At 73.0% G+C, this 20,404-nt stretch carries 17 protein-coding genes and 1 pseudogene; 17 read left to right on the top strand and 1 reads right to left on the bottom strand.

Translation table 11 applies throughout. From position 1 onward, the window contains the following. Window positions 1-61 precede the first annotated feature (61 nt). The 6 genes from ACFV20_RS17050 to ACFV20_RS17025 all read left to right on the top strand — a co-directional run bounded on the left by ACFV20_RS17050 (window position 62) and on the right by ACFV20_RS17025 (window position 7,910). Complete coding sequence (locus ACFV20_RS17050) at window positions 62-1,033, top strand: methyltransferase (RefSeq protein ID WP_385657266.1); 972 nt, start codon at window positions 62-64, stop codon at window positions 1,031-1,033. 103 nt (window positions 1,034-1,136) lie between these two features. Further along, the gene (locus ACFV20_RS17045; RefSeq protein WP_385657264.1) at window positions 1,137-2,114 is read left to right on the top strand and encodes a zinc-binding alcohol dehydrogenase family protein; all 978 of its coding nucleotides are present in this window, start codon (window positions 1,137-1,139) and stop codon (window positions 2,112-2,114) included. A 156-nt stretch (window positions 2,115-2,270) separates the two neighbouring features. After that, window positions 2,271-3,248, top strand: coding sequence for a zinc-binding alcohol dehydrogenase family protein (locus ACFV20_RS17040; RefSeq protein WP_385657262.1), 978 nt, complete (start codon window positions 2,271-2,273; stop codon window positions 3,246-3,248). A gap of 34 nt (window positions 3,249-3,282) precedes the next feature. Beyond that, window positions 3,283-5,052: an MDR family MFS transporter gene (locus ACFV20_RS17035; protein WP_385657259.1), complete on the top strand. Its 1,770-nt coding sequence runs from the start codon at window positions 3,283-3,285 to the stop codon at window positions 5,050-5,052. A 204-nt stretch (window positions 5,053-5,256) separates the two neighbouring features. Next, window positions 5,257-6,297, top strand: coding sequence for a methyltransferase (locus ACFV20_RS17030; protein ID WP_385657256.1), 1,041 nt, complete (start codon window positions 5,257-5,259; stop codon window positions 6,295-6,297). Continuing rightward, window positions 6,294-7,910: an FAD-dependent oxidoreductase gene (locus ACFV20_RS17025; RefSeq protein ID WP_385657253.1), complete on the top strand. Its 1,617-nt coding sequence runs from the start codon at window positions 6,294-6,296 to the stop codon at window positions 7,908-7,910. Before ACFV20_RS17030 ends, ACFV20_RS17025 begins: the two co-directional genes overlap by 4 nt. Before the next feature lie 464 nt (window positions 7,911-8,374). Here the strand turns inward: ACFV20_RS17025 and ACFV20_RS17020 are convergent, their stop codons facing one another. Continuing rightward, entirely contained in the window at window positions 8,375-9,952 is a 1,578-nt protein-coding gene (locus ACFV20_RS17020) for an FAD-dependent monooxygenase (protein WP_385657251.1), read from the bottom strand. A 224-nt stretch (window positions 9,953-10,176) separates the two neighbouring features. On the opposite strand from ACFV20_RS17020, the gene ACFV20_RS17015 reads away from it, so the two are divergent. The 11 genes and pseudogenes from ACFV20_RS17015 to ACFV20_RS16965 all read left to right on the top strand — a co-directional run bounded on the left by ACFV20_RS17015 (window position 10,177) and on the right by ACFV20_RS16965 (window position 20,380). Continuing rightward, window positions 10,177-10,626 carry a DUF1772 domain-containing protein gene (locus ACFV20_RS17015; protein WP_385657248.1) on the top strand — a complete coding sequence of 150 codons (450 nt, stop codon included), beginning with the start codon at window positions 10,177-10,179 and terminating at the stop codon, window positions 10,624-10,626. After that, window positions 10,623-11,183, top strand: coding sequence for a hypothetical protein (locus tag ACFV20_RS17010; RefSeq protein ID WP_385657247.1), 561 nt, complete (start codon window positions 10,623-10,625; stop codon window positions 11,181-11,183). Before ACFV20_RS17015 ends, ACFV20_RS17010 begins: the two co-directional genes overlap by 4 nt. Then, on the top strand, window positions 11,180-13,051 hold the full coding sequence (asnB, locus tag ACFV20_RS17005; RefSeq protein WP_385657244.1) for an asparagine synthase (glutamine-hydrolyzing): 1,872 nt from the start codon (window positions 11,180-11,182) through the stop codon (window positions 13,049-13,051). Before ACFV20_RS17010 ends, asnB begins: the two co-directional genes overlap by 4 nt. A 312-nt stretch (window positions 13,052-13,363) precedes the next feature. Next, window positions 13,364-15,304, top strand: coding sequence for a BTAD domain-containing putative transcriptional regulator (locus ACFV20_RS17000; RefSeq protein WP_385657243.1), 1,941 nt, complete (start codon window positions 13,364-13,366; stop codon window positions 15,302-15,304). A 161-nt stretch (window positions 15,305-15,465) separates the two neighbouring features. Further along, complete coding sequence (locus ACFV20_RS16995; RefSeq protein WP_385657240.1) at window positions 15,466-15,837, top strand: TcmI family type II polyketide cyclase; 372 nt, start codon at window positions 15,466-15,468, stop codon at window positions 15,835-15,837. After that, window positions 15,834-16,265 carry a cupin domain-containing protein gene (locus ACFV20_RS16990; protein ID WP_385657237.1) on the top strand — a complete coding sequence of 144 codons (432 nt, stop codon included), beginning with the start codon at window positions 15,834-15,836 and terminating at the stop codon, window positions 16,263-16,265. The genes ACFV20_RS16995 and ACFV20_RS16990 overlap by 4 nt, the downstream gene beginning before the upstream one ends. Further along, window positions 16,262-17,548 (top strand): beta-ketoacyl-[acyl-carrier-protein] synthase family protein, encoded by a 1,287-nt coding sequence (locus ACFV20_RS16985; protein WP_385657234.1) that lies wholly within the window; start codon window positions 16,262-16,264, stop codon window positions 17,546-17,548. The genes ACFV20_RS16990 and ACFV20_RS16985 overlap by 4 nt, the downstream gene beginning before the upstream one ends. Beyond that, window positions 17,545-18,813, top strand: a complete 1,269-nt coding sequence (locus tag ACFV20_RS16980) for a ketosynthase chain-length factor (protein ID WP_385657231.1) — start codon at window positions 17,545-17,547, stop codon at window positions 18,811-18,813. The genes ACFV20_RS16985 and ACFV20_RS16980 overlap by 4 nt, the downstream gene beginning before the upstream one ends. Window positions 18,814-18,920: 107 nt before the next feature. After that, on the top strand, window positions 18,921-19,184 hold the full coding sequence (locus tag ACFV20_RS16975) for an acyl carrier protein (protein ID WP_385657229.1): 264 nt from the start codon (window positions 18,921-18,923) through the stop codon (window positions 19,182-19,184). Beyond that, window positions 19,184-19,630 (top strand): annotated as a pseudogene (locus ACFV20_RS16970) (SRPBCC family protein); the annotation flags it as partial. The gene ACFV20_RS16975 and the pseudogene ACFV20_RS16970, both read left to right, overlap by 1 nt. After that, on the top strand, window positions 19,613-20,380 hold the full coding sequence (locus tag ACFV20_RS16965) for an SDR family NAD(P)-dependent oxidoreductase (protein WP_385657276.1): 768 nt from the start codon (window positions 19,613-19,615) through the stop codon (window positions 20,378-20,380). The pseudogene ACFV20_RS16970 and the gene ACFV20_RS16965, both read left to right, overlap by 18 nt. Window positions 20,381-20,404: the final 24 nt, after the last annotated feature.

Here is a 20,404-nt window from a genome sequence, read left to right as displayed (position 1 = left end):
TCCCCACCCCCCACACCGTGAGAGGAACACCGTGAGCAATCCCCCCTGGTCGCAGGAGTTATTGGACAAGAGCGACCTGATCACGCCCATGGCCATCAGGGTGGCCGCCACCCTCGGCCTCTCGGACCACATGGCCGCCGGCGCGGTCACGGCCGAGGCGCTGGCCCGGGAGGTGAACGTGGACGCGACCGCGCTGCGGCGTCTCCTCGGTCACCTGGTCAACGCCGGGATCTACCGCCCGCTCCCGGGCGGGGGCTACGAACCGACGGAACTGGGCGTCCTGCTGCGGGGCGACGTCCCGCAGTCGGGCCGCGACTGGCTCCGTCTGGACGGCCCGACCGGCCGGGGCGAGGCCGCGGTGTTCCGCCTGCTCGACGCCGTGCGCACCGGCGGTCCCGTCTACTCCGCGCTGTACGGGCAGGAGTTCTGGACGGACGTCGAGGCGGACGGGGCGCTCGCGGAGGCCTTCGCCCGGCGGATGGCGGCCGGCATGCGCTGGGTGGTCCCCGAGCTGCTGGCCAAGGGCGACTGGCAGTCCGTCCGGCACGTCGTGGACGTCGGCGGCGGCAGCGGTGATCTGCTCGCGGCGGTGGTCGACGCCACCCCGGGCGCGCGCGGCACCCTGCTCGACCTCCAGGCGCCCGCGGCGGCGGCCGAGCGGGACTTCGCGGACGCCGGCCTCCAGGAGCGCTGCCGCGCCGTGGTCGGCAGCTTCTTCGACCCGCTGCCCGCCGGCGGCGACGTGTACCTGCTGTCCAACGTGCTGCTCAACTGGCCCGACGACCGGGCCGCCGAGATCCTCCGGCGCTGCGCCGAGGCCGTCCGTCCGGGCGGGCGGGTCATGGTCCTCGAAGGCCTCCTCGACGTGCAGACCGACCAGACGGATCTGGACCTGCGGATGCTCATCTACCTGGGCGGGCGGATGCGCACCTCCGAGCAACTGCGCGAGCTGGCGGCCGATGCCGGGCTCGCCCTGCGCCGCGTGGTCGACCTGGGCCCGGTGCGCTCACTCGTCGAACTGACCCGGGCCTGATCCGGCCCGCTCCCTCCCCCCTGTGAAACCCGTCGTGCACGGCGGGGCGTCGCCCCGCCGTGCACGCCCACGAACGAACGAGAAAGAAAGAAGGAGTACGTCCATGCGTATCGTCCGACACCACGAGTTCGGTGCCCCCTCGGTGCTGCGGCTCGAAGAGGCCGAGAAGCCCACCCCCGGCCCCGGCCAGGTGCTGATCCGCGCCGAGGCGGTCGGGGTCAACTTCGCCGAGTGCCAGCGCCGTCAGGGCATCCCGGTCGGCGGCCCCGCCACGCTGCCGGGTTCGCCGGGCGGTGACGTCGCCGGTGTCGTCGAGCAGCTCGGTGAGGGCGTCGACCAGGTGAAGGTCGGTGACCGCGTGGTCACCGGCGTCGCCACCGACGGGTACGCCGAGTACGTCGTCACCCAGGCCGACTGGCTGTTCGCCGTCCCCGAGGGCATCGACCCCGGCCAGGCCACCTCGCTGCCCATCCCGGGCCAGACCGCCTACCACGTGATCGTCACGGCGGCGAAGCTCCAGCCCGGCGAGACCGTGCTGATCACCGCCGCCGCGGGCGGCATCGGGCACCTGCTGGTCCAGATGGCCAAGGCACTCGGCGCGGGCCAGGTCATCGCCGCCGCCCGCGGGGCGCAGAAGCTGTCCTTCGCCGCCTCGCTCGGCGCCGACGTCACCGTCGACTACGGCGAGGACGGCTGGGACGAGAAGGTGCGTGCCGCGACCGGCGGCCGGGGCGTGGACGCCGTCCTGGAGACCGTCGGCGGCGACATCCTCACCAAGTCCATCGCCCTGACCGCCCCGTTCGGCCGGACGGTGGTCTACGGCGCGGCGGGCGGCGAGCTGCCGGCCCTCGACATCGCCGACATCTTCGACAACCGCATCGTCATGGGCTTCAGCATGTGGGGCGTGATGGGCGGCAAGCCGGACGCGATGGCCGCGGGCGCCCGGGAGCTGCTGGACATGGTCGGCTCCGGCACGGTCCGTCCCGTCGTCCACGCCGAGCTGCCGCTGAAGGACGCGGCGGCCGCGCACGAGCTGATGGAGTCGCGCTCCCAGCTCGGCCGTGTGGTGCTCGTCCCCTGACACCCCCTCATGTCGTGCATTCAATCACTGATGTGCGATTGACAAGTGCATGCATGATGGCATGTAATTGACCCACACCATGCAACCCGGATCCCTGGGCGGAGCCGCGTGAGGACATCCCGCGGCTCGACAACACCTCCTAGTTGGGAGAACACCATGCGAATCGTCCGCCACTACGAGCACGGCGCCCCCTCGGTGCTGCGTGTCGAAGAGGCGGAGAAGCCGCAGCCCGGACCGGGCGAAGTGCTGATCCGCTCCGAGGCCGTCGGCGTCACGTTCGCCGAGGTCCAGCGCCGCCAGGGCATCCCGATCGGCGGCCACGCCACGCTGCCCGGCGCCCCCGGCGGCGATGTCGCCGGCATCGTCGAGGCCCTCGGCGAAGGCGTCACCCACCTGAGCGTCGGGGACCGCATCGTCGTCGACGTCGACCACAGCGCCTACGCCGACTACGTGACCGCCGACGCCGCCTGGGCCATCACCATCCCGGAGACCATGGACGCGGCCGAGGCCACCCTGCTCCCGAGCCCCGCCCAGACGGCGTACCACGCCATCAAGGAGGCCGGTCAGTTCAGAGCCGGGGAGTCGATCCTGATCGACGCCGCCTCCGGGGGCGTCGGCCACCTCGCCGTGCAGATCGCCAAGGCGATGGGCGCCGGCAAGGTCATCGCCACCGCGAGCACCCAGGCCAAGCTGGACTTCGTCCGCGACCTCGGCGCCGACGTCACCGTCAACTACACCGACGACGACTGGGACGACCAGGTCCGGGCCGCGACCGACGGCCAGGGCGTGGACGTCGTCCTGGAAACCGTCGGCGGGGACATCCTCACCAAGTCCATCGCCCTGACCGCCCAGTTCGGCCGGCTGGTCTTCTACGGCTCGGCCAGCGGCGACATCCAGCCCATCCACCCGCTGATGCTCAGCCGGATGAAGACCGTGGCCGGCTTCGCCCTGTACGCCATGCTCTACAACAAGCCCGAGGCCATCGCCGCGGGCCAGCGCGACCTGCTCGACATGATCGCCGCCGGCAAGGTGCGCCCGATCGTGCACGAGCGGCTCGGCCTCGACGAGGCCGTCAAGGCGCACGAACTCATGGAGGCCCGGGCCCAGCTCGGCAAGGTCGTCCTCGTCCCCTGACGCGGGACCGGCGACCCACCGCCTCCTGATCGGCGTGGCCGGTCACGATGTCCCCCGTTCGGGACCGGCCACTCGCCGTACGGCACGAGCAGCACTCGTGCCGTACGGCGCACATCCACAGCAATCCCCTGACGGATCCCACACCGCAAGCGACGCCGGCCGACCACGGCCCGCGGGACGGGGATGGCACCCACTCCAGCCCGAAAGGCGACTCACCGTGCCCTCCCGGACCACAGGGGCAGACGGCCCGCTCACCGCCGCCGCCCCTCCCCAGACCCGGATCAAACCCGTCATCACCGCCTGCCTGCTGGCCGTCTTCCTGGCCATGCTGGACTCACAGATCGTCGCCACCGCGCTGCCCCGCATCGTCGGGGACCTCGGCGGTCTCGACGTCTTCGCCTGGGTGACGACCGCGTACATCATCGCCGCCAGCGTCACCACGCCCGTCTACGGCAAGCTCGGCGACCTCTTCGGCCGCAAGAAGATCTTCCTGATCTCCGTCACGGTGTTCCTGGCCGGCTCCGCGCTGAGCGGCGCCGCCCAGTCCATGGACCAGCTCATCCTGTTCCGCACCGTGCAGGGCATCGGCGCCGGCGGCCTCTTCGTCTCCGTGCTCGCCATCATCGGCGAGCTGTTCAACCCGCGTGAGGCCGCCAAGTACTTCAACCTCTTCGGCATCGTCTTCGCCCTCGCGGCGCTGGCCGGGCCCGCCGTCGGCGGTGCTCTCACCGACCTGCTGAGCTGGCACTGGGTCTTCCTGATCAACCTGCCCGTCGGCATCGTCGTCCTGGTGCTGGTCTCCACCTGCCTGCACCTGCCCCGCGCCGACCGCGTCGCGAAGATCGACTACACCGGCTTCGTCCTGCTCAGCGCCGCCATCGTCTCCCTCACCCTGGCCGCGAGCTGGGGCGGGGTGAAGTACGACTGGCTGGACTGGCGGATCCTCGGGCTCGCCGCGGGAGCGGTGCTGCTCGCCGTGGCGTTCGTCGCCGCCGAGCGCCGCGCCCCCGAACCCGTCATCCCGCTGCACCTCTTCCGCGACTCCACCTTCACCGTCAGCGTGCTGGTGAGCGTCGCGGCGGGCATCGTCTTCCTCGGCGCGGTGAACTTCCTGGCGATCTACATCCAGGTGGTCACCGGCGCCAGCCCGACCATGTCCGGCGTGGTGCTGCTGCCCATGATGTTCGGCCTGGTCGCCTCCTCCGTCGTCAGCGGAGCGGCGATCACCAAGACGGGGCGCTACAAGTGGTACCCCGTGCTCAGCATGGCCGTCGGCATCGCGGGGGCGCTGCTGCTGGCCACCATGGACACCGGCACCCCCCGCCTCGTGGTCATCGCGTACATGCTGGTCTTCGGCATCGCCGCCGGACTGAACATGCAGGTCCTCACCATGGCCGCGCAGAACACCGCACCCCGCGACGCCATCGGCGCGGTCCACGCCACCGTGGCCTTCGCCCGGCAACTGGGCACCACCATCGGCATCTCCCTGTTCGCCTCGATCTTCTACAACCGGCTCACCGACGAGATCGCCGACCGGACCCCGCCGGGCGCGCTGCGCGGCATCGACCACGACGCGCTGTCCTCCACCGAGACCCTGGACCGGCTCACCGAGCCCGTGCGCAACGCCGTGGAACAGGCGTACGCCGCCGCGCTCACCCCCGTGTTCCTCACCGCCGTACCGGTCCTTCTGCTGGGGCTGCTGGCCGCCCTGACGATGAAGAACCTGCCGCTGCGCGGCGGGCACCACGGCGAGGACCACGGCGAGGGCCACCAGGAACACGAGAGGGCCGCCGAGGAGCACTGAACACCTCCCCGTCACCGCTCGCCGAAGAGCCGCCGTCCCGCAGGGGACGGCGGCTCACCTGTGCGCGCCCGGCCCCGGCCGCCCTTCAGCGCCCTTCGAGCCCGAATCGACGGCCCGCGACCATCGTCGGCACTGCATCGCACCGCACAGCACAGCCGCACGACGCAGGCCGAAGACCCGGCAGAGGCAGACCAGGAGGCTCGTGTGACAACGACCGAAGACCCGCAGACGGCTCCGGCGGTCGACCCCGGACCACTGATCCGGCTGACCATCGCCGACTGCGCCGCCAAGGTGCTGCACAGCGCCGTGACCCTCGGCGTGTTCGGGGCGCTGGCCGAAGGCCCCGCCGACGCCGCGGAAGTGGCCCGCCGCACCGGGACGCACCACCGGATGGTCCCCGACTTCCTGGACGCGCTGGCCGGGCTCGGTCTGCTGGAGCGCACGGACGACGGCTACCGCAACTCCCCGCTGGCGCAGGCCTATCTGGTGCCCGGCTCCTCCTCGTACCTCGGCGGCTTCGTCGAACTCACCAACGAGACCCTGTACGGCACCTGGGGCCGGCTCACCGAGGCGATGCGCTCCGGCGAGCCGCAGCACCTCGACCCGGACAAGGGCGGTTTCGTCGGGGACCGGCACAAGGACCCCGCCAAGATGAAGCGGTTCCTCGCCGGACTCGACGCCTACAGCGACCGGATGGGCGCCGAGATCGCCCGGCGGCTCGACTGGGACCGCCACGCCTCCTTCGTCGACCTCGGCGGCGCCCGCGGAAACCTCGCGGCCGTCCTGGTGCGGGCGCACCCGCACCTGAAGGCGACCTGCTTCGACCTGGAGCGCACCCGGCCGCTGTTCACCGAGCACGTCCAGGACCTCGGCCTGACCGGCCGGATCGCCTTCGCCGGCGGCGACTTCTTCACCGACCCGATCCCGCCGGCCGACGTCGTCGTCCTCGGCCACATCCTGCACGGCTTCGACACCACCCGGCGGCGCGAGCTGCTCGGCCGGGTCTTCGAGGCGGTGCGGCCCGGCGGCACGGTCCTCGTCTACGACCGGATGATCGACGACGACCGCAGCGACCCGGAGCGGCTGCTCAGCAGCCTGCACATGCGGCTGGTCAGCCCCGACGGCTCCGAGTACCGGATCGCGGACTGCCGGTCCTGGCTGCGCGGGGCCGGATTCACCGACGGCGACGCACAGCCCCTGCTCGGCACCCACACCCTGGTCACCGCCCACAAGGAGGCAGCATGACGCCGCACACCACCCCCGTCCTCATCGTCGGGGGCGGACTGACCGGACTGTCCGCGGCCGTCTTCCTCGCCCACCACGGCGTCACCGCCACCCTCGTCGAACGCCACCCGGACACCTCCACCCACCCCAAGGCCCGGGCCATCAACCCGCGCACGATGGAGCTGTACCGCGCGGTCGGCATGGAGGAGCGGGTCCGGGCCGGGCGTTCCCCCATCTCCGGCAACACCGACCTGGTGCACGTCGAGAGCCTCGCCGGCAAGGAACGCGTCCGGATGCCCAGCGCCTCACCGGAGGACATCGGCCGGATCAGTCCCACCCAGTGGACACTGATCGACCAGAACCAGCTGGAGCCGATCCTGCGGGAGCGGGCCGTCGAGGCCGGGGCGGACGTCCGCTTCTCCACCCGGGTCGACGCGCTCGAGGAGTACGAGGAGGACGGGGGCGGGGTGCTGGCCCACGTCACCGACCGGTCCACCGGCAAGCGTTCGCAGATCCGGGCGCGGTACGTGATCGCGGCGGACGGCAGCCGCAGCCCGCTGCGCGAGATGCTGGGCATCGGCGCGCACGGCCGCGGCACCATCACCCACCTCGTCAGCTTCTTCTTCGAGGCCGACCTGACCGAGGCGCTGCGCGGCCGCCGGATCATCGCGGCGTACGTCAACAACCCCGAGGTGCGCGGCACGATCATCCCCATCGACAACGACCGCCGCTGGGTCATCAACGTCTCCTACTTCCCCGAACAGGGCCAGCGCGCCGAGGACTTCACCGAGGAGCGGTGCACCGCCCTGGTGCGCGCCGCGGTCGGGGTGCCCGACCTGCCGCTGAAGATCGAGTCGGTGGACATGCCCGCGTGGGACATCTCCGCGCGCGTGGCGGACACCTTCGCCACCCGCCGGGTGTTCGTCGCCGGGGACGCCGCCCATGTGATGCCGCCCACCGGCGCGTTCGGCGCCAGCACCGGCATCCAGGACGCGTACAACCTGGCCTGGAAGCTGGCCCTGGTGCTCGACGGCACGGCCGGCCCCGGGCTGCTGGAGAGCTACGACGCCGAGCGGCGGCCGGTGGCCGAGGAGACCGTACGGCAGGCCATGCTGCGGTTCGCGGTCCGTGAGGGCAAGCAGTACCAGGAGGTCGCCGCGGAACTGGTCGACGAGACGACCATGACGTTCGGGTACTGCTACCGCTCCGGCGCGTTCGCGGCGGAGGACGGGGCGCCCGACGCGATCCTGGAGGACCCCGAGCACCCCGGCGCCCGGCCCGGCGCGCGGGCCCCGCACGTCCGACTCGACGGGCCCGAGGGACCGGTGCCGGTCACCGACCTGTACGGCGACGGGTTCACCCTGCTCGTGGACGAGGCGGCGGGCCGCTGGACCGGGGCGGTGGAGAAGGAGGCCGAACGGCTCGGCGTCGCGCTGAAGGTCGTGCGGATCGGACGGGGCACGCGGCTGTGGGACCAGGACGGGTCCTTCCGCCGGCGGTACGGACTGCCGGCCGGCGGCGCGGTCCTGGTACGGCCCGACGGGTTCGTGGGCTGGCGCACGACGGCGGGCCGCACTGGGTCTGTCGACCAGGCGGCGATCGCGGCGTTGCGGGGAATTCTGGACCGGGTCTAGGCGCCCAAGGGGGCGTCCGAGGGGTTGCCGGGCGGCTGCGGGCCGGTGGTGCCCGCTCGCGCAGTTCCCGGCGCCCCTGGGAGCACGCGACGGCCGCGGTACTCCGACAGGAGCACCGCGGCCGCTTCATGGCGCGCGCAGCGCGCCCGAAGGGGCGCGGAGAACGGCGCGAGCGGCCACGACGGCGCCGCAGCCATCCGACGACCCTCTAGGCGCGCAGCGCGCCCGAAGGGGCGCGGGGAACGGCGCGACCGGCCGCGACGGCGCCGCAGCCACCCGACGACCCCCTAGGCGCGCAGCGCGCCTGAAGGGGCGCGGGGAACGGCGCGACCGGCCGCGACGGCGCCGCAGCCATCCGACGACCCTCTAGGCGCGCAGCGCGCCCGAAGGGGCGCGGGGAACGGCGCGAGCTGCCCCCACCGGCCCGCAGTCGCCCGACACCCCGCCCCACCCGAACAGAACGCTCACGCACGCCGCAACACCGCATCGAGCACCGCCGTCAGCGACCCGGCAGGGTCCCCCACCGCCCCCTCACAACGCCACGCGATGAACCCGTCCGGCCGGACCAGCACCGCCCCGCCCCCCTGAACGCCGTACCGGCCGAGGAAACGCTCGACGACCTCGGCAGACTCCAGCGCCCCCACCCGGTGGAAGGACAGACCGAGCTCGACCGCCGGCTCCTCCCAGTCCGTGCCGTCCGGACCGGCGAGCAGCCAGAAGTCACCGTCGAGGAGATCGTGCAGGGCGACGTCCTTGCCCTCGCGCACCAGGGGAAGATGCGCAGCGCGCGTGCCGGGACGGCCGCTGGGGGCCGTCGGGTCCTCGACGACGGCCGTGTCGTCGTCACCGGCCTCACGCAGCACCGCGTCCGACCGGTACACGTGCCCGAACAGCACCGTGCTCTCCGGCCGGTGCCGCGCCGCGGCCGCCTCGTCGAGGCCACTGCGCTGGAGGTAGCGGATCACGCCCTGGTCGACGGTGAACTCCGCGACCGGCGCCCGCTCCTGCTCATAGGTGTCCAGCAGCCCGGGACCCGCCTGCCCGCGCAGCACCCGCGCGAGCTTCCAGGCCAGGTTGTGCGCGTCCTGGATGCCCATGTTGCCGCCGAACCCCCCGGTGGGCGGCATGACATGCGCGCAGTCGCCCGCCAGCAGCACGCGTCCGGAGCGGAACCGGTCGGCCACCCAGGCGGCGATCTCCCAGCTCGTCGCGGACTCCACCGTCACCGGCAGATCGGGCACCCCCACCGCGGCCCGCACCAGCTCCACGCATTCCTCGGTGCCGAAGCCGCGGTGGTCGGCCCCCGGCGGCAGGCTCGGCGCGAGCACCCAGCGGTCGGAGTCCGCGCCACCGAGCTTGCCGAGTACCCCCTTGACGGTCGGGTTGCTGACGAAGCAGAGGAAGAAGGTGCGCCCCGCGACGTACGGGTCGAGGTCGGCGTGGAAGACGACGTTCATCTGCCCGCCGAACACCCCCGGCCCGTGGTGGCCGATGCCGAGGGAGGTGCGGATCGGCGCACGCGAACCGTCGGCGGCGATCAAGTACCGTGCGCGCACGGTCCGTTCGGCGCCGCCGTCCGTACCGCGCAGCACCGCCGTGACGCCGTCCGCGTCCTGGGTGAACTCCGTCATCTCGGTGGCGAACCGGATGTCCGCGCCGAGCTGCTCGGCCCGCTCCCGCAGCACCGGCTCGAGACGGTCCTGCCCGATCAGGGTCCAGCCGGTGGTGCCGACCTCGTGCCGGTCGAAGCGGAACGGCCCGTCGAACCGCCCGAGTTCCTTCCCCGTCAGCGACTCGGCCTGGAGGATGTCGCCGTACTGGGCGTGCGGGTTCTCCCGTGCCCGTACCGCCTCCTCCAGGCCCAGCGCCCGCAGCAGCTCCATGGTCCGGGGGCTCGCGGCCTGCGCCCTGGGGTGTGCCGAGATCTCCGCGTGCCGCTCCACCAGCAGCGGCCGGATGCCCTGCCGGGCGAGGAAGAGGGCCTGGGCGAGCCCCACCATGCTGCCGCCCACGATGAGTACTTCGGTCGTCTCGTCCGCCATACCGGCTCCTCGAAGGGTGTGGATTGCGTTCGGTTCGGCGGGCCGATGCAACACCCCGCGCCTCGAGGTGGGCTCGCGGCGCGGGTGAGCGGAACGCACGCAAGGCCGCGTGCTCCCAGGCGGATTCGAGTGTCGTGCGAGGGGCGGCTGACAGGTTCGGGCCTGGCAGGGAGGACAGCGCGAGGCCAGAGGGACGTCGCACGGCTCGAAGGAGGGCGAAAGCGGTGGTGGAGGCTTTGAGTGTGCTGGTGCTGACGGGCACCGGGCTGGTGGCGGGGGTGCTCTTCGCGGTCGCGGTGAGCGTGATGCCCGCACTGGTCGCGATGTCCCCGGAGCGCTACGTGTCCACCCACATCCTGCTGGGCAGACGCTACGACCGGATCATGCCGTTCATCGTCACCGGCTCGACGGCCGTGGACGTGGGGTTCGCGGTGCGGGCCTCGGGCGGTCCCCGGGTGCTGTTCGCGGTCGCCGCGCTGTGCATGGCGGGGGTGGCCGTGGTGTCGCAGACCCGGAACGTGCCGATCAACCGGAGGGTCAAGCGGACCCGGCCCGAGGACCTGGGCCCGGGCTGGCGGGACCCCCGCCCGGCCTGGCGCGGCTGGCACCTGGTGCGCACCGTCCTCGCGATCGCGGGCTGCGCGCTGACCGCCGCCGCGGTGGTGCTGTCATGAGCCCCGTCGTCGTACGGCATCTGCCGGAGGGCCCGGAACGGGCGGCGGCCGATGCCCGGATGCGGGAGCTGCTGTCCCGCCCCGAGCCGGGCCCGGTGGCCGAGCGGCTCGCGCTGCTGCACTTCACGGGACGCCACAGCGGACGGCCGTACACCGTGCCCGCCGGGGTGCACTCGCTCGACGGCGCGCTGGTGGTGGCGACGGGCAGCGGCTGGCGGCACAACTTCACGGGCGGCTCGCCGGGCGAGCTCACCTGGCGGGGCCGGCGGCTGCCGGTGCGGTTCGCGCTGGTCGACGACGCGGAGCGCACCGCGCGCGGCTATCTGGAGCTGTACCGCCGCTACGGGGAGGAGGCCCCGCGCCGGCTCGGCATCGCGGTGCGCGGCGAAGGGGCGCCCGCACTGGGCGAGTTCCGGGAGGCGGTCGCCCGGCACGGGCTGTCCCTGGTGGAGGTCACCCTCCTCACCGGCGCCCCGGAGGAGAACAGCGCAGCCCCCTCGCACGCATCACACGCCTCGCACGCATCACACGCGGAGACCGAAAGGACGCCACGATGAGCGGAATCGCCGGCTGGGTGGACTTCGAGCGGGACCTGACACCGGAGGCGCCCACCGTACGGGCGATGGCGGCGGCGCTCGCACACCGCGGGCCGGACGGCTCCGGCGAGTGGATCGAGGGCCATGCCGCGCTGGCCCACCGGCACCTCGCCCTGAACGGCTCCGGGCGCACGGGCGGGCCGGCCCTCGTGGAGGCGGAGTCCGGCGGCCCGGTGGCGGTGCTGACCCTGGACGGAAGCGTCACCAACCGGGTGGAGCTGCGCCGCGAACTGGCCGCGAAGGGGCACCGGTTCACCGGGGACGACGACGCGGAGGTGGCGCTGTGCGCCTACCTGGAGTGGGGTGCGGCGTTCCCGGAGCGGCTGGAGGGCCTGTTCGCCCTGGCCGTGTGGGACGTACGCAGGCAGGAACTGCTGCTGGTCCGCGACCGGTTGGGGGTGAAGCCGCTGTGTTACTTCCTGACGCCGTCGGGTGTGGTCTTCGGCTCCGAGCCCAAGGCGCTGCTGGCGCACCCGGCGGTCCGGCCGGTGGTCGACGCCGACGGGCTGCGGGAGCTGTTCGCGCACAGCCGCAAGCCGGGCACCGGGGTGTTCCGGGGCACGCGTGAGGTGCTGCCCGGCCACACGATGACCGTGCGGGCGCCGGGCACGGGGCACCGTCGCTACTGGTCGCTGCCCGCCCGACCGCACACCGACAGCCTGGAGACCACCGTCGCCACCGTGCGCCGGCTGCTGGCGGAGGCGGTCGCCACCCATCTGCGGGCGGACGTGCCGGTCGGCGCGATGCTGTCCGGGGGGATCGACTCCAGCGCGCTGACCGCGCTCGCCGCCCGGGAGCGGCGGGCCGAGGGCGGCCGGCTCCGGTCGTTCTCGGTGAACTTCTCCGGCTACGCGGAGAACTTCGAGCCGCATCCGACGATGCGCGCCACGCCGGACGCCCCCTACGCGGCGCTCGCGGCCGAACACATCGGAACCGAACACACCGAGATCCTGCTGGACACGGCGGCGCTCGCCGACCCGGGGACGCACGCCGCCGCCCTGCGCAGCCAGGACGCGCCCTCGCCGCTCGGCGACATGGACGTCTCGCTGCTGCTGTTCTTCGAGGCGCTGCGCGGCGCGGGCATCACGGCGGTGCTCTCGGGGGAGACCGCCGACGAGGTGTTCAACGGCTACTTCTGGGCGTACGACCCGGCCCACAGCAACTCCACGACCTTCCCCTGGGTCTCCTTCGAGCGCGGGCACGACGCGGCCGCGGGCGGTCTCGGCTGCTCGCTGGTGGACCGTACGCTCCGCAAGGAGCTGGACTTCATGGAGTACGCCGACCAGCACTACCGCGACGCGCTCACCGAGGTCCCGCAGGTGGCCGGGGAGACACCGGCCGAGCGCAGGGCGCGTGAGGTGACCTATCTGGCGCTGACCCGGTGGGCCCCGACCCATCTGGACCGGGCCGACCGGATGAGCATGGCGCACGGGGTGCAGCTGCGCCCGCCGTTCTGCGACCGGGCGCTGGTGGAGTACGTCTACAACGTGCCGGCCGAGTGGAAGCGGGTGGACGGCCAGGAGAAGAGCCTGCTGCGGGCCGCGGTCGCCGATCTGCTGCCGGAGCCGGTGCTCAACCGGCCCAAGAGCGCCTACCCGACCGTCCAGGAGGCCGCGTACGGGGAGTTCGTCCGGCACCGCTTCGGGGAGGTGGCCGGGGACCGGACGGCGCCGGTCGCCCCGCTGCTGGACGCCGAGGCGACCCGGGTGGCGCTGGGCGCGGCGGCGGCCCCCAGCGGTGCCTTCGCCTGGGTGGAACGGGCGAGCATGGAGATGGTGCTCCAGCTGAACACATGGCTCGCGGAGTACGGAGTCGAGCTGGACGTGTGAGCCGGGGCGGGCGCCCCTGCGCACACAACCGCGCAAAAATGTGCACCTTGTCATCCATGTGCGCGAAGCATAGGATGCGGGGAAGGCGAGGAACGAGAATGTGGTATTCGGTTTCCGGTTTCGCCAGTGTTGCGCGCAGGGGTATTGCTGGTTTCAACTTCTTTTCCGGCGGAGCGCAATTCTCTCAGTAAAGGGTGGGTAATTTATCCGGCCCCTTCGAGTGTTCGGTGCTTCGCTGAAAATTGAGTGACGCAGGAAGGTGAAAAGCCGATGGCCGCCCCCCACACAGGCGGCTCACTCAGGGGGAATGCAGTGATAGAGATCGGTCTGCTGGGCTCCATGCGAATACGCAGGAACGGGGAGGACGTCACACCGTCGGCCCCCAAGCTGCGTCAGGTGCTGGCCCTGCTGGTGCTCAATGCCAACTCGCTGGTCAGCGTGGACCAGCTGTGCGAGGAACTGTGGGAGGACCACCCACCGCTCAGCGCGCTGACCACCTTGCAAACCTACATTTATCAACTGCGCCGCAGACTGCTTCTGGCCACCGGACAACACGGCGCGGCCTTCGGTTCCCGCCCACCGCACGGCTGCCCCGCCATCCTGACCAGGGTGGGCGGCTACGAACTGAGGCTGGACGACAAGCAGTCGGTGGACGCCTACCGGTTCGACCAGCTCACCGAACAGGGCATGGCGCAACTGCGCACCGGCGCCGGGGAGGAGGAGGCGGCCCTCACCCTCAAGACGGCCCTCTCCTTGTGGCACGGCGGAGCCCTGGTCGACGTCAGCACCGGACGCCGGCTCTCGGCCTGGTCGACCCAGCTGGAGGAACGCCGCAAGAGCGTCCTGGAGCAACGTTTCTCCTTGGAGCTCGCACTCGGCCGCCACCACGCCGTCCTGGACGAACTGTCCGAGGCCTTCCGCGCCCACCCCACCCACGAGGCGTTCGCCGGGCAGCTGATGCGGGCCCTGCACCGCTGCGGCCGCCGCCCGGACGCCCTCAACACCTTCCGCACCCTGCGCAGCCATCTCGTCGAGGAACTCGGACTGGAGCCCTCCGCGCAGCTCCAGCGCCTCCACCAGGAGGTGCTCGCCGACCGCGGCCATCTCAGGGGACCGGCCCCGGCCAAGGCCGAGTCCGTGGCCGGCGGACGCCGGCTCGGACCCGGCCCGGCCCAACTGCCTGCCGACACCGGTGACTTCGTCGGGCGGGAACGCGAACTCGACCAGCTGGAGACCTTCCTCGGCGCGGACCGGCCCAGCACCGGCATGCGGGTGGTCGAGGTGCACGGCCCGCCCGGTGTCGGCAAGAGCGCCTTCGCCGTGCGCGCCGCGCACCGGCTGCGCCCGCGCTTCCCGGACGGGCAGCTCTTCATCGACCTGTCCGCCGTCGGGGAGGGCGCCCAGCAACTCGCCGACGTGCTGTCGGCGTGCCTGACCGCCTGCGGCATCCAGCGCGAGAAACAGCCCAGCGGGCTCGACGAGCTCAGCAGGCTCTTCCGCACCTGGACCGCCGACCGCAGGGTGCTCGTCGTGGTCGACGACGCCCTCACCGCCTCCCAGATCCGGGCCGTCCTGCCCGGCGGATCCGGCTGCGCGGTGATCGCCACCAACCGCTACCGGGCGCACAGCCTCTCCACCGGCCGCAAGATCGTCCTGCCCGCCCTGTCCCCGGAGGAGTCCCTCCAGCTCTACGACCGGGTCGCCGGGGAACGCTCCCGGCAGGAGGACCCCACGGCCGTGCAGGAGCTGACGGGGCTGTGCGAGGGACTGCCCCTGGCGATCAGGGCGGTGGCCGGCCGGCTCACCGCACGGCCCGGCTGGTCGGCGGCCCGGCTGGCGCTGCGGCTGCGCGGCAACCCCCGGATGCTGCTCGAACTCCCCGACGGCACCCAGTCGCTGATGACCACGGTGGCCGCCAGCCACCGGCATCTGTCCGCCCCGTCACGGGAGTTGCTGCACCTGCTGCTTCAGCGCGAACGCCCCCGGTGGAGCCTCGACGAGGTGGTGACCCGGCTGCGCCCCGGCATCGGGGACGCCGAGACCCTCCTCGAATACCTCGTCGACGTCCACCTCGTGCAGGAGCACCTGACGCCGGACGCCCGGCTGCTGTACTCCGTGCCCCGCCTCACCCGGCAGGCCCTGATCCTGCTGTCGCGGGGCGCGCCCGCGGGCGACGTACCGAACGGCCGGCTGGTCGGCGCCGGCGTCGTCGGCACCGGCGTCACCCTGATGAAGGCCGACGTCCGCCGCTGACAGGACAGCCCGCACGGCCCGCCACACCCCCCGGGTGCGGCGGGCCGTCGTGCTGTCCGCCACCGGCTCGTGCCGCGCCAGCGGTTCTCCAGGCGCCTTCGAGAGCGTCTCGACCCCCGCCGACCAGGGTGAACACAGCACCGACAAGCCGGGAGGACATCGTGCACCGAACGCTGATCGTGGCGAGGATGGACCTCGCCGACGCCGAGGGCGTCGCGCAGGTCTTCGCCGATTCGGACAGCACCGAACTGCCGCATCTGGTGGGGGTGTCGAGGCGGACCCTGTTCGCGTTCCACAACCTGTACTTCCACCTGGTGGAGGCCGACCAGGACATCGCGCCGAACCTGTACAAGGCGCGCAGCCACCCGCTCTACGAGGAGATCAACACCCGGCTCGGCCAGTTCATCTCGCCCTACGACCCCGACTGGCGCGAGCCCAAGGACGCCATGGCCGTCCCCTTCTACTCCTGGACGCCCCAGGAGGGCCCGCGAACCAGCGCCCCGCGTTCGGCGAACCTGGGCGGTGCCCGATGAGCGCCCCCGCCACCACCAAGGTCTCCGCGGGCGAGGTCGCCGCCAACACCAAGCGCGGCGGCGACATCCGCGTCACGCTCAGCCCCAAGACCGTGGGCTGCACCTCGGGCTTCGGCGGAGTGCTGCGGCTGGCCCCCGGCCACCACGTCACCGAGCACCTCCACCCGTACTCCGAGGAGTTCCTGCACGTCGTCCAGGGCCGGCTGGAGATGACGCTGGACGGCGGCACCCCGGTCGCCCTCGGGCCCGGCGACTCGCTGCTGGTGCCCATCGGGGTCCGCCACCGCCTGGTGAACACCGGGTCCGTGCCGGCCGAGGCGGTCTTCCACCTCTCCCCGCTCGCGCCCCGCCCCGAACTGGGCCACATCGACACCGAGCAGCCGCTCGACGCGTCCGCGGGCAACCCCGATGTGGGAGCGGCCCGATGACGTCCGGACCCCGCCGCGCGGTGATCACCGGCGTGGGAGCCGTCGCGCCCGGCGGGATCGGGCGGGACGCCTACTGGGACCTGCTCACCGCCGGTCGCACCGCCACCCGCCGCATCAGCCTGTTCGACCCGGCGGGGTTCCGCTCCCGGGTCGCCGCCGAGTGCGACTTCGACCCGCTCGCCGCGGGGCTCACCCCCCAGGAGGCCCGGCGGATGGACCGGGCCGGCCAGTTCGCGGTCGTCGCCGCCCGGGAGGCCGTCGCCGACAGCGGCATCGACCTGCCCGGCACCGACCCGGAGCGGGTGGGCGTCAGTATCGGCAGCGCCGTCGGCTGCACCATGGGCCTGGAGGAGGAGTACGCCGTCCTCTCCGACGGCGGCCGCGACTGGCTCGTCGACCACAGCTACGGCGTCCCCCACCTGTACGGCTACATGGTGCCCAGCACCCTCGCCGTCGAGGTGGCCCGCCAGGCGGGTGCCGAGGGGCCGGTCGCGCTGATCTCCACCGGCTGCACGTCGGGCCTGGACGCCATCGGCCACGGCGTCCAGCTGATCGAGGAGGGAAGCGCCGACATCGTGCTCGCCGGCGCCACCGACGCCCCGCTGTCGCCGATCACCTCCGCCTGCTTCGACGCCATCAAGGCCACCACCGCCAACAACGACGACCCCGAGCACGCCTCCCGGCCCTTCGACGGGCAACGCGACGGCTTCGTCCTGGGCGAGGGCTCCGCCGTCATGGTGATCGAGGAGCTGGAGTCCGCCAGGCGCCGCGGCGCCACCGTGTACGCCGAGATCCTCGGCTTCGCCGGCCGCAGCAACGCCTTCCACATGACCGGACTCAAGCCCGACGGCCGGGAGATGGCCGAGGCCGTCCGGGTCGCGCTGGACCGGGCGCGGCTCGACCCCGGGGCCATCGACTACATCAACGCGCACGGCTCGGGCACCAAGCAGAACGACCGGCACGAGACCGCCGCCTTCAAGCGCAGCCTCGGGCAGCGGGCCCACGAGGTGCCGGTCAGCTCCATCAAGTCGATGATCGGGCACTCGCTCGGCGCCATCGGCTCCCTGGAGATCGCCGCCTGCGCCCTCGCCCTGCGCCACCAGGTCGTCCCGCCGACGGCCAACCTGTCCACGCCCGACCCGGAGTGCGACCTCGACTACGTGCCGGTGACGGCCCGCGAGCACCGCATGGACCGGGTCCTCAGCGTCGGCAGCGGCTTCGGCGGCTTCCAGACGGCGATGGTCCTCGGCCGGCCCGCCCTCGCCCACGGGGAGGCGGCATGAGCGCCTCCGGCATACGCCCCGGCCGGCGCGGCCGGTCCGTGGTCACGGGGCTCGGCGTGGTCGCGCCCACCGGGATCGGCGCCGCCCGGCACTGGGAGTCGGTGCTCTCGGGCAAGAGCGGCCTGGGCCGCATCACCCGCTTCGACCCGACCGGCTACCCCGTGCGCGTGGCGGGCGAGGTCCCCGGATTCCAGGCCCGTGGACAGGTGCCGGGCCGGCTCGTCCCGCAGACCGACCGCTTCACCCACTTCGCGCTGGCCGCCGCCGAGGACGCCCTCGCGGACGCCGCCGCCGACCCGGCGACCCTGCCGGAGTACGAGATGGCGGTGGTGACCGCCAGCTCCTCGGGCGGCACCGAGTTCGGCCAGCACGAGATGGAGAACCTCTACCAGAAGGGCTCCTCCTGGGTCGGCGCCTACCAGTCCATCGCCTGGTTCTACGCGGCCACCACCGGCCAGGTCTCCATCCGGCACGGCATGCGCGGCCCCTGCGGGGTCATCTGCGGCGAGCAGGCCGGCGGCCTCGACGCCCTCGGCCAGTCCCGCCGGCTGCTCGACACCGGCTCCCGTCTCGTGCTCAGCGGCGGCACCGACGCCTCGCTGTGCCCGTACGGCCTGGTGGCGCAGCTGTCCACCGGCCGGCTGTCCACCGAGGACGACCCGGCCCGCGCCTACCTGCCCTTCGACGCGGCCGCCTCCGGCTACGTCCCGGGGGAGGGCGGGGCCATCCTCGTCGTCGAGAGCGCCGAGGCGGCCACGGCCCGCGGTGTCCCGGCGTACGGCGAACTCCTCGGCTACGCCGCCGGTTTCGACCCCGCCGCGGACGGCACCACCACGCGGCACTCCGTGCTGGTGTCCGTCGTGCGGCGGGCCCTCGCCGACGCCGGGCTCGCCCCGGGCGACGTCGACGTGGTCTTCGCCGACGCCTCCGGCACACCGGCCGAGGACCTCGCCGAAGCCCGCGCGCTCACCGAGGTCTTCGGACCCGGCGGGGTGCCGGTGACCGCGCCGAAGACCCTCACCGGACGCCTCTACGCGGGCGGCGCCGCACTGGACGTGGCGACCGCGCTGCTCGCCCTGAGCGCCGGAGTCGTCCCGCACACCGCGGGACTCGGCCGCCCGGCCCCCGGCTGCGAGATCGACCTCGTCCTCGACCGCCCCCGCCAGACCGACCCGCGCACCGCCCTCGTCCTGGCCCGCGGGCACGGCGGCTTCACCTCCGCGCTGGTGGTGGGCGCCGGCGACCGCGACGCCCTCAGGAGGTGACCGACTCACCGGCAGCCGACCGGCCTCGCGGGCACAGCCCGCTCAGGGGCGCGGGGGACCGGCCCCCACCCACCCGCAGTCCGCACACCACCCACGAAAGGCTTCCCATGGCGGAGTTCACCCTGGACGACATCCGGCGGATCCTGCGCGCGAGCGGCGGGGTCGACGAGGAGACCGACCTGGACGGCGAGCACTTCGCCGACACCGCGTTCGCCGACCTCGGCTACGACTCCCTGGCCCTGCTGGAACTCGTCAACCGCATCGAGCGCGAGTACGGCATCCAGATCCCCGACGGCGACCTGGCGCACACCCAGACCCCGCGCGAGGCCCTGGCCTACGTCCGCGCCCGGCTCACGGAGGCCCGCGTCTGATGGCAGGACACACCGACAACGCGATCGTCGTCGACGCACCGATGGACCTGGTGTGGACGATGACCAACGACGTGGCCGCCTGGCCCCGGCTGTTCAGCGAGTACGCCTCCGCCGAGATCCTCGGCCGGGACGGCGACACCGTCACCTTCCGCCTCGCCCTGCACCCCGACGAGAACGGCACGGTCTGGAGCTGGGTCTCCGAACGCACCCCCGACCCCGCCACCCGCACCGTCGAGGCCCGCCGCGTCGAGACCGGCCCCTTCGCGTACATGAACATCCGCTGGGAGTACGAGGAGGTGCCCGGCGGCGTACGGATGCGCTGGATCCAGGACTTCGCGATGAAGCCCGACGCCCCGATCGACGACGCCGGGATGACCGCCCGGCTCAACCGCAACACCGCCGTCCAGATGCGGCTGATCAAGGCGAAGGTGGAGACCGCCGCCCGGGCCGGCCGCCAACTCCAGGGCAAGCGCGTCCTGGTGACCGGCGGCAGCCGCGGCATCGGCCGGGGCATCGTCCTCGCCGCCGCCCGCGCCGGTGCCGACGTCGTCACCTGCCACCGCACCCCCGGCGAGGCCGTCGCCTCCCTGGAGGAGGAACTCGCCGGCACCCCCGGCAAGCACCAGGTGCTGCGGGCCGACGCCGCCGACGAGACGGACGTGGACCGGCTGATCACCGCGTGCGAGGCGAGCCTCGGCGGACTGGACGCCGTCGTCAACAACGCCGGGACGTTCCGCCCCCAGCCCTACGCCGACCTCTCACCCGCCGAGTGGGCCGCCACCCTCCAGGGCAACCTGACCGCCACCCACCTGGTCACCCGGCGCGCCCTGCCGCTGCTGTCGGCCGGCTCGTCGGTGATCAACATCGGCTCCACGGTCGCCTTCATCGGCATGACCGGCGGCGTCCACTACACCGCCGTCAAGTCCGCCCTGGTCGGCATGACCCGCTCGCTGGCCCGGGAGCTCGGACCACGCGGCATCCGCGTCAACACCGTCTCGCCCGGCCGCATCGCCACCGAGGCGCTCGACGAACTGCCCGCCGAGGAGGCCGAGCGGCAGCGCGCCACCTTCGCCTCCTTCACCGCGCTCGGCCGGCTCGGCACCGTCGACGACATCGCCCGGGCCGTGCTGTTCCTCGTCAGCGACCACGCCGGCTACGTCACCGGCCAGAACATCCACGTCGACGGCTGCGTCTGACCCGCGGCCCAGCCCTGGAGGGAA

Origin of the sequence: Streptomyces sp. NPDC059696 (assembly GCF_042733745.1) — a bacterium.
GTDB lineage: Bacteria > Actinomycetota > Actinomycetes > Streptomycetales > Streptomycetaceae > Streptomyces.
The sequence above is the reverse complement of the archived record's forward strand: the minus strand, read 5'-3'. Positions and strand labels throughout refer to the sequence as shown.

Excerpts from the sequence above, each read along its gene's own strand:
- ACFV20_RS17020 (WP_385657251.1), bottom strand. The coding sequence starts at position 9,952 with ATGGCGGACGAGACGACCGAAGTACTCATCGTGGGCGGCAGCATGGTG.
- ACFV20_RS17040 (WP_385657262.1), top strand. The coding sequence starts at position 2,271 with ATGCGAATCGTCCGCCACTACGAGCACGGCGCCCCCTCGGTGCTGCGT.
- asnB (WP_385657244.1), top strand. The coding sequence starts at position 11,180 with ATGAGCGGAATCGCCGGCTGGGTGGACTTCGAGCGGGACCTGACACCG.
- ACFV20_RS17010 (WP_385657247.1), top strand. The coding sequence starts at position 10,623 with ATGAGCCCCGTCGTCGTACGGCATCTGCCGGAGGGCCCGGAACGGGCG.
- ACFV20_RS16980 (WP_385657231.1), top strand. The coding sequence starts at position 17,545 with ATGAGCGCCTCCGGCATACGCCCCGGCCGGCGCGGCCGGTCCGTGGTC.
- ACFV20_RS16985 (WP_385657234.1), top strand. The coding sequence starts at position 16,262 with ATGACGTCCGGACCCCGCCGCGCGGTGATCACCGGCGTGGGAGCCGTC.
- ACFV20_RS16975 (WP_385657229.1), top strand. The coding sequence starts at position 18,921 with ATGGCGGAGTTCACCCTGGACGACATCCGGCGGATCCTGCGCGCGAGC.
- ACFV20_RS16990 (WP_385657237.1), top strand. The coding sequence starts at position 15,834 with ATGAGCGCCCCCGCCACCACCAAGGTCTCCGCGGGCGAGGTCGCCGCC.
- ACFV20_RS17025 (WP_385657253.1), top strand. The coding sequence starts at position 6,294 with ATGACGCCGCACACCACCCCCGTCCTCATCGTCGGGGGCGGACTGACC.
- ACFV20_RS17045 (WP_385657264.1), top strand. The coding sequence starts at position 1,137 with ATGCGTATCGTCCGACACCACGAGTTCGGTGCCCCCTCGGTGCTGCGG.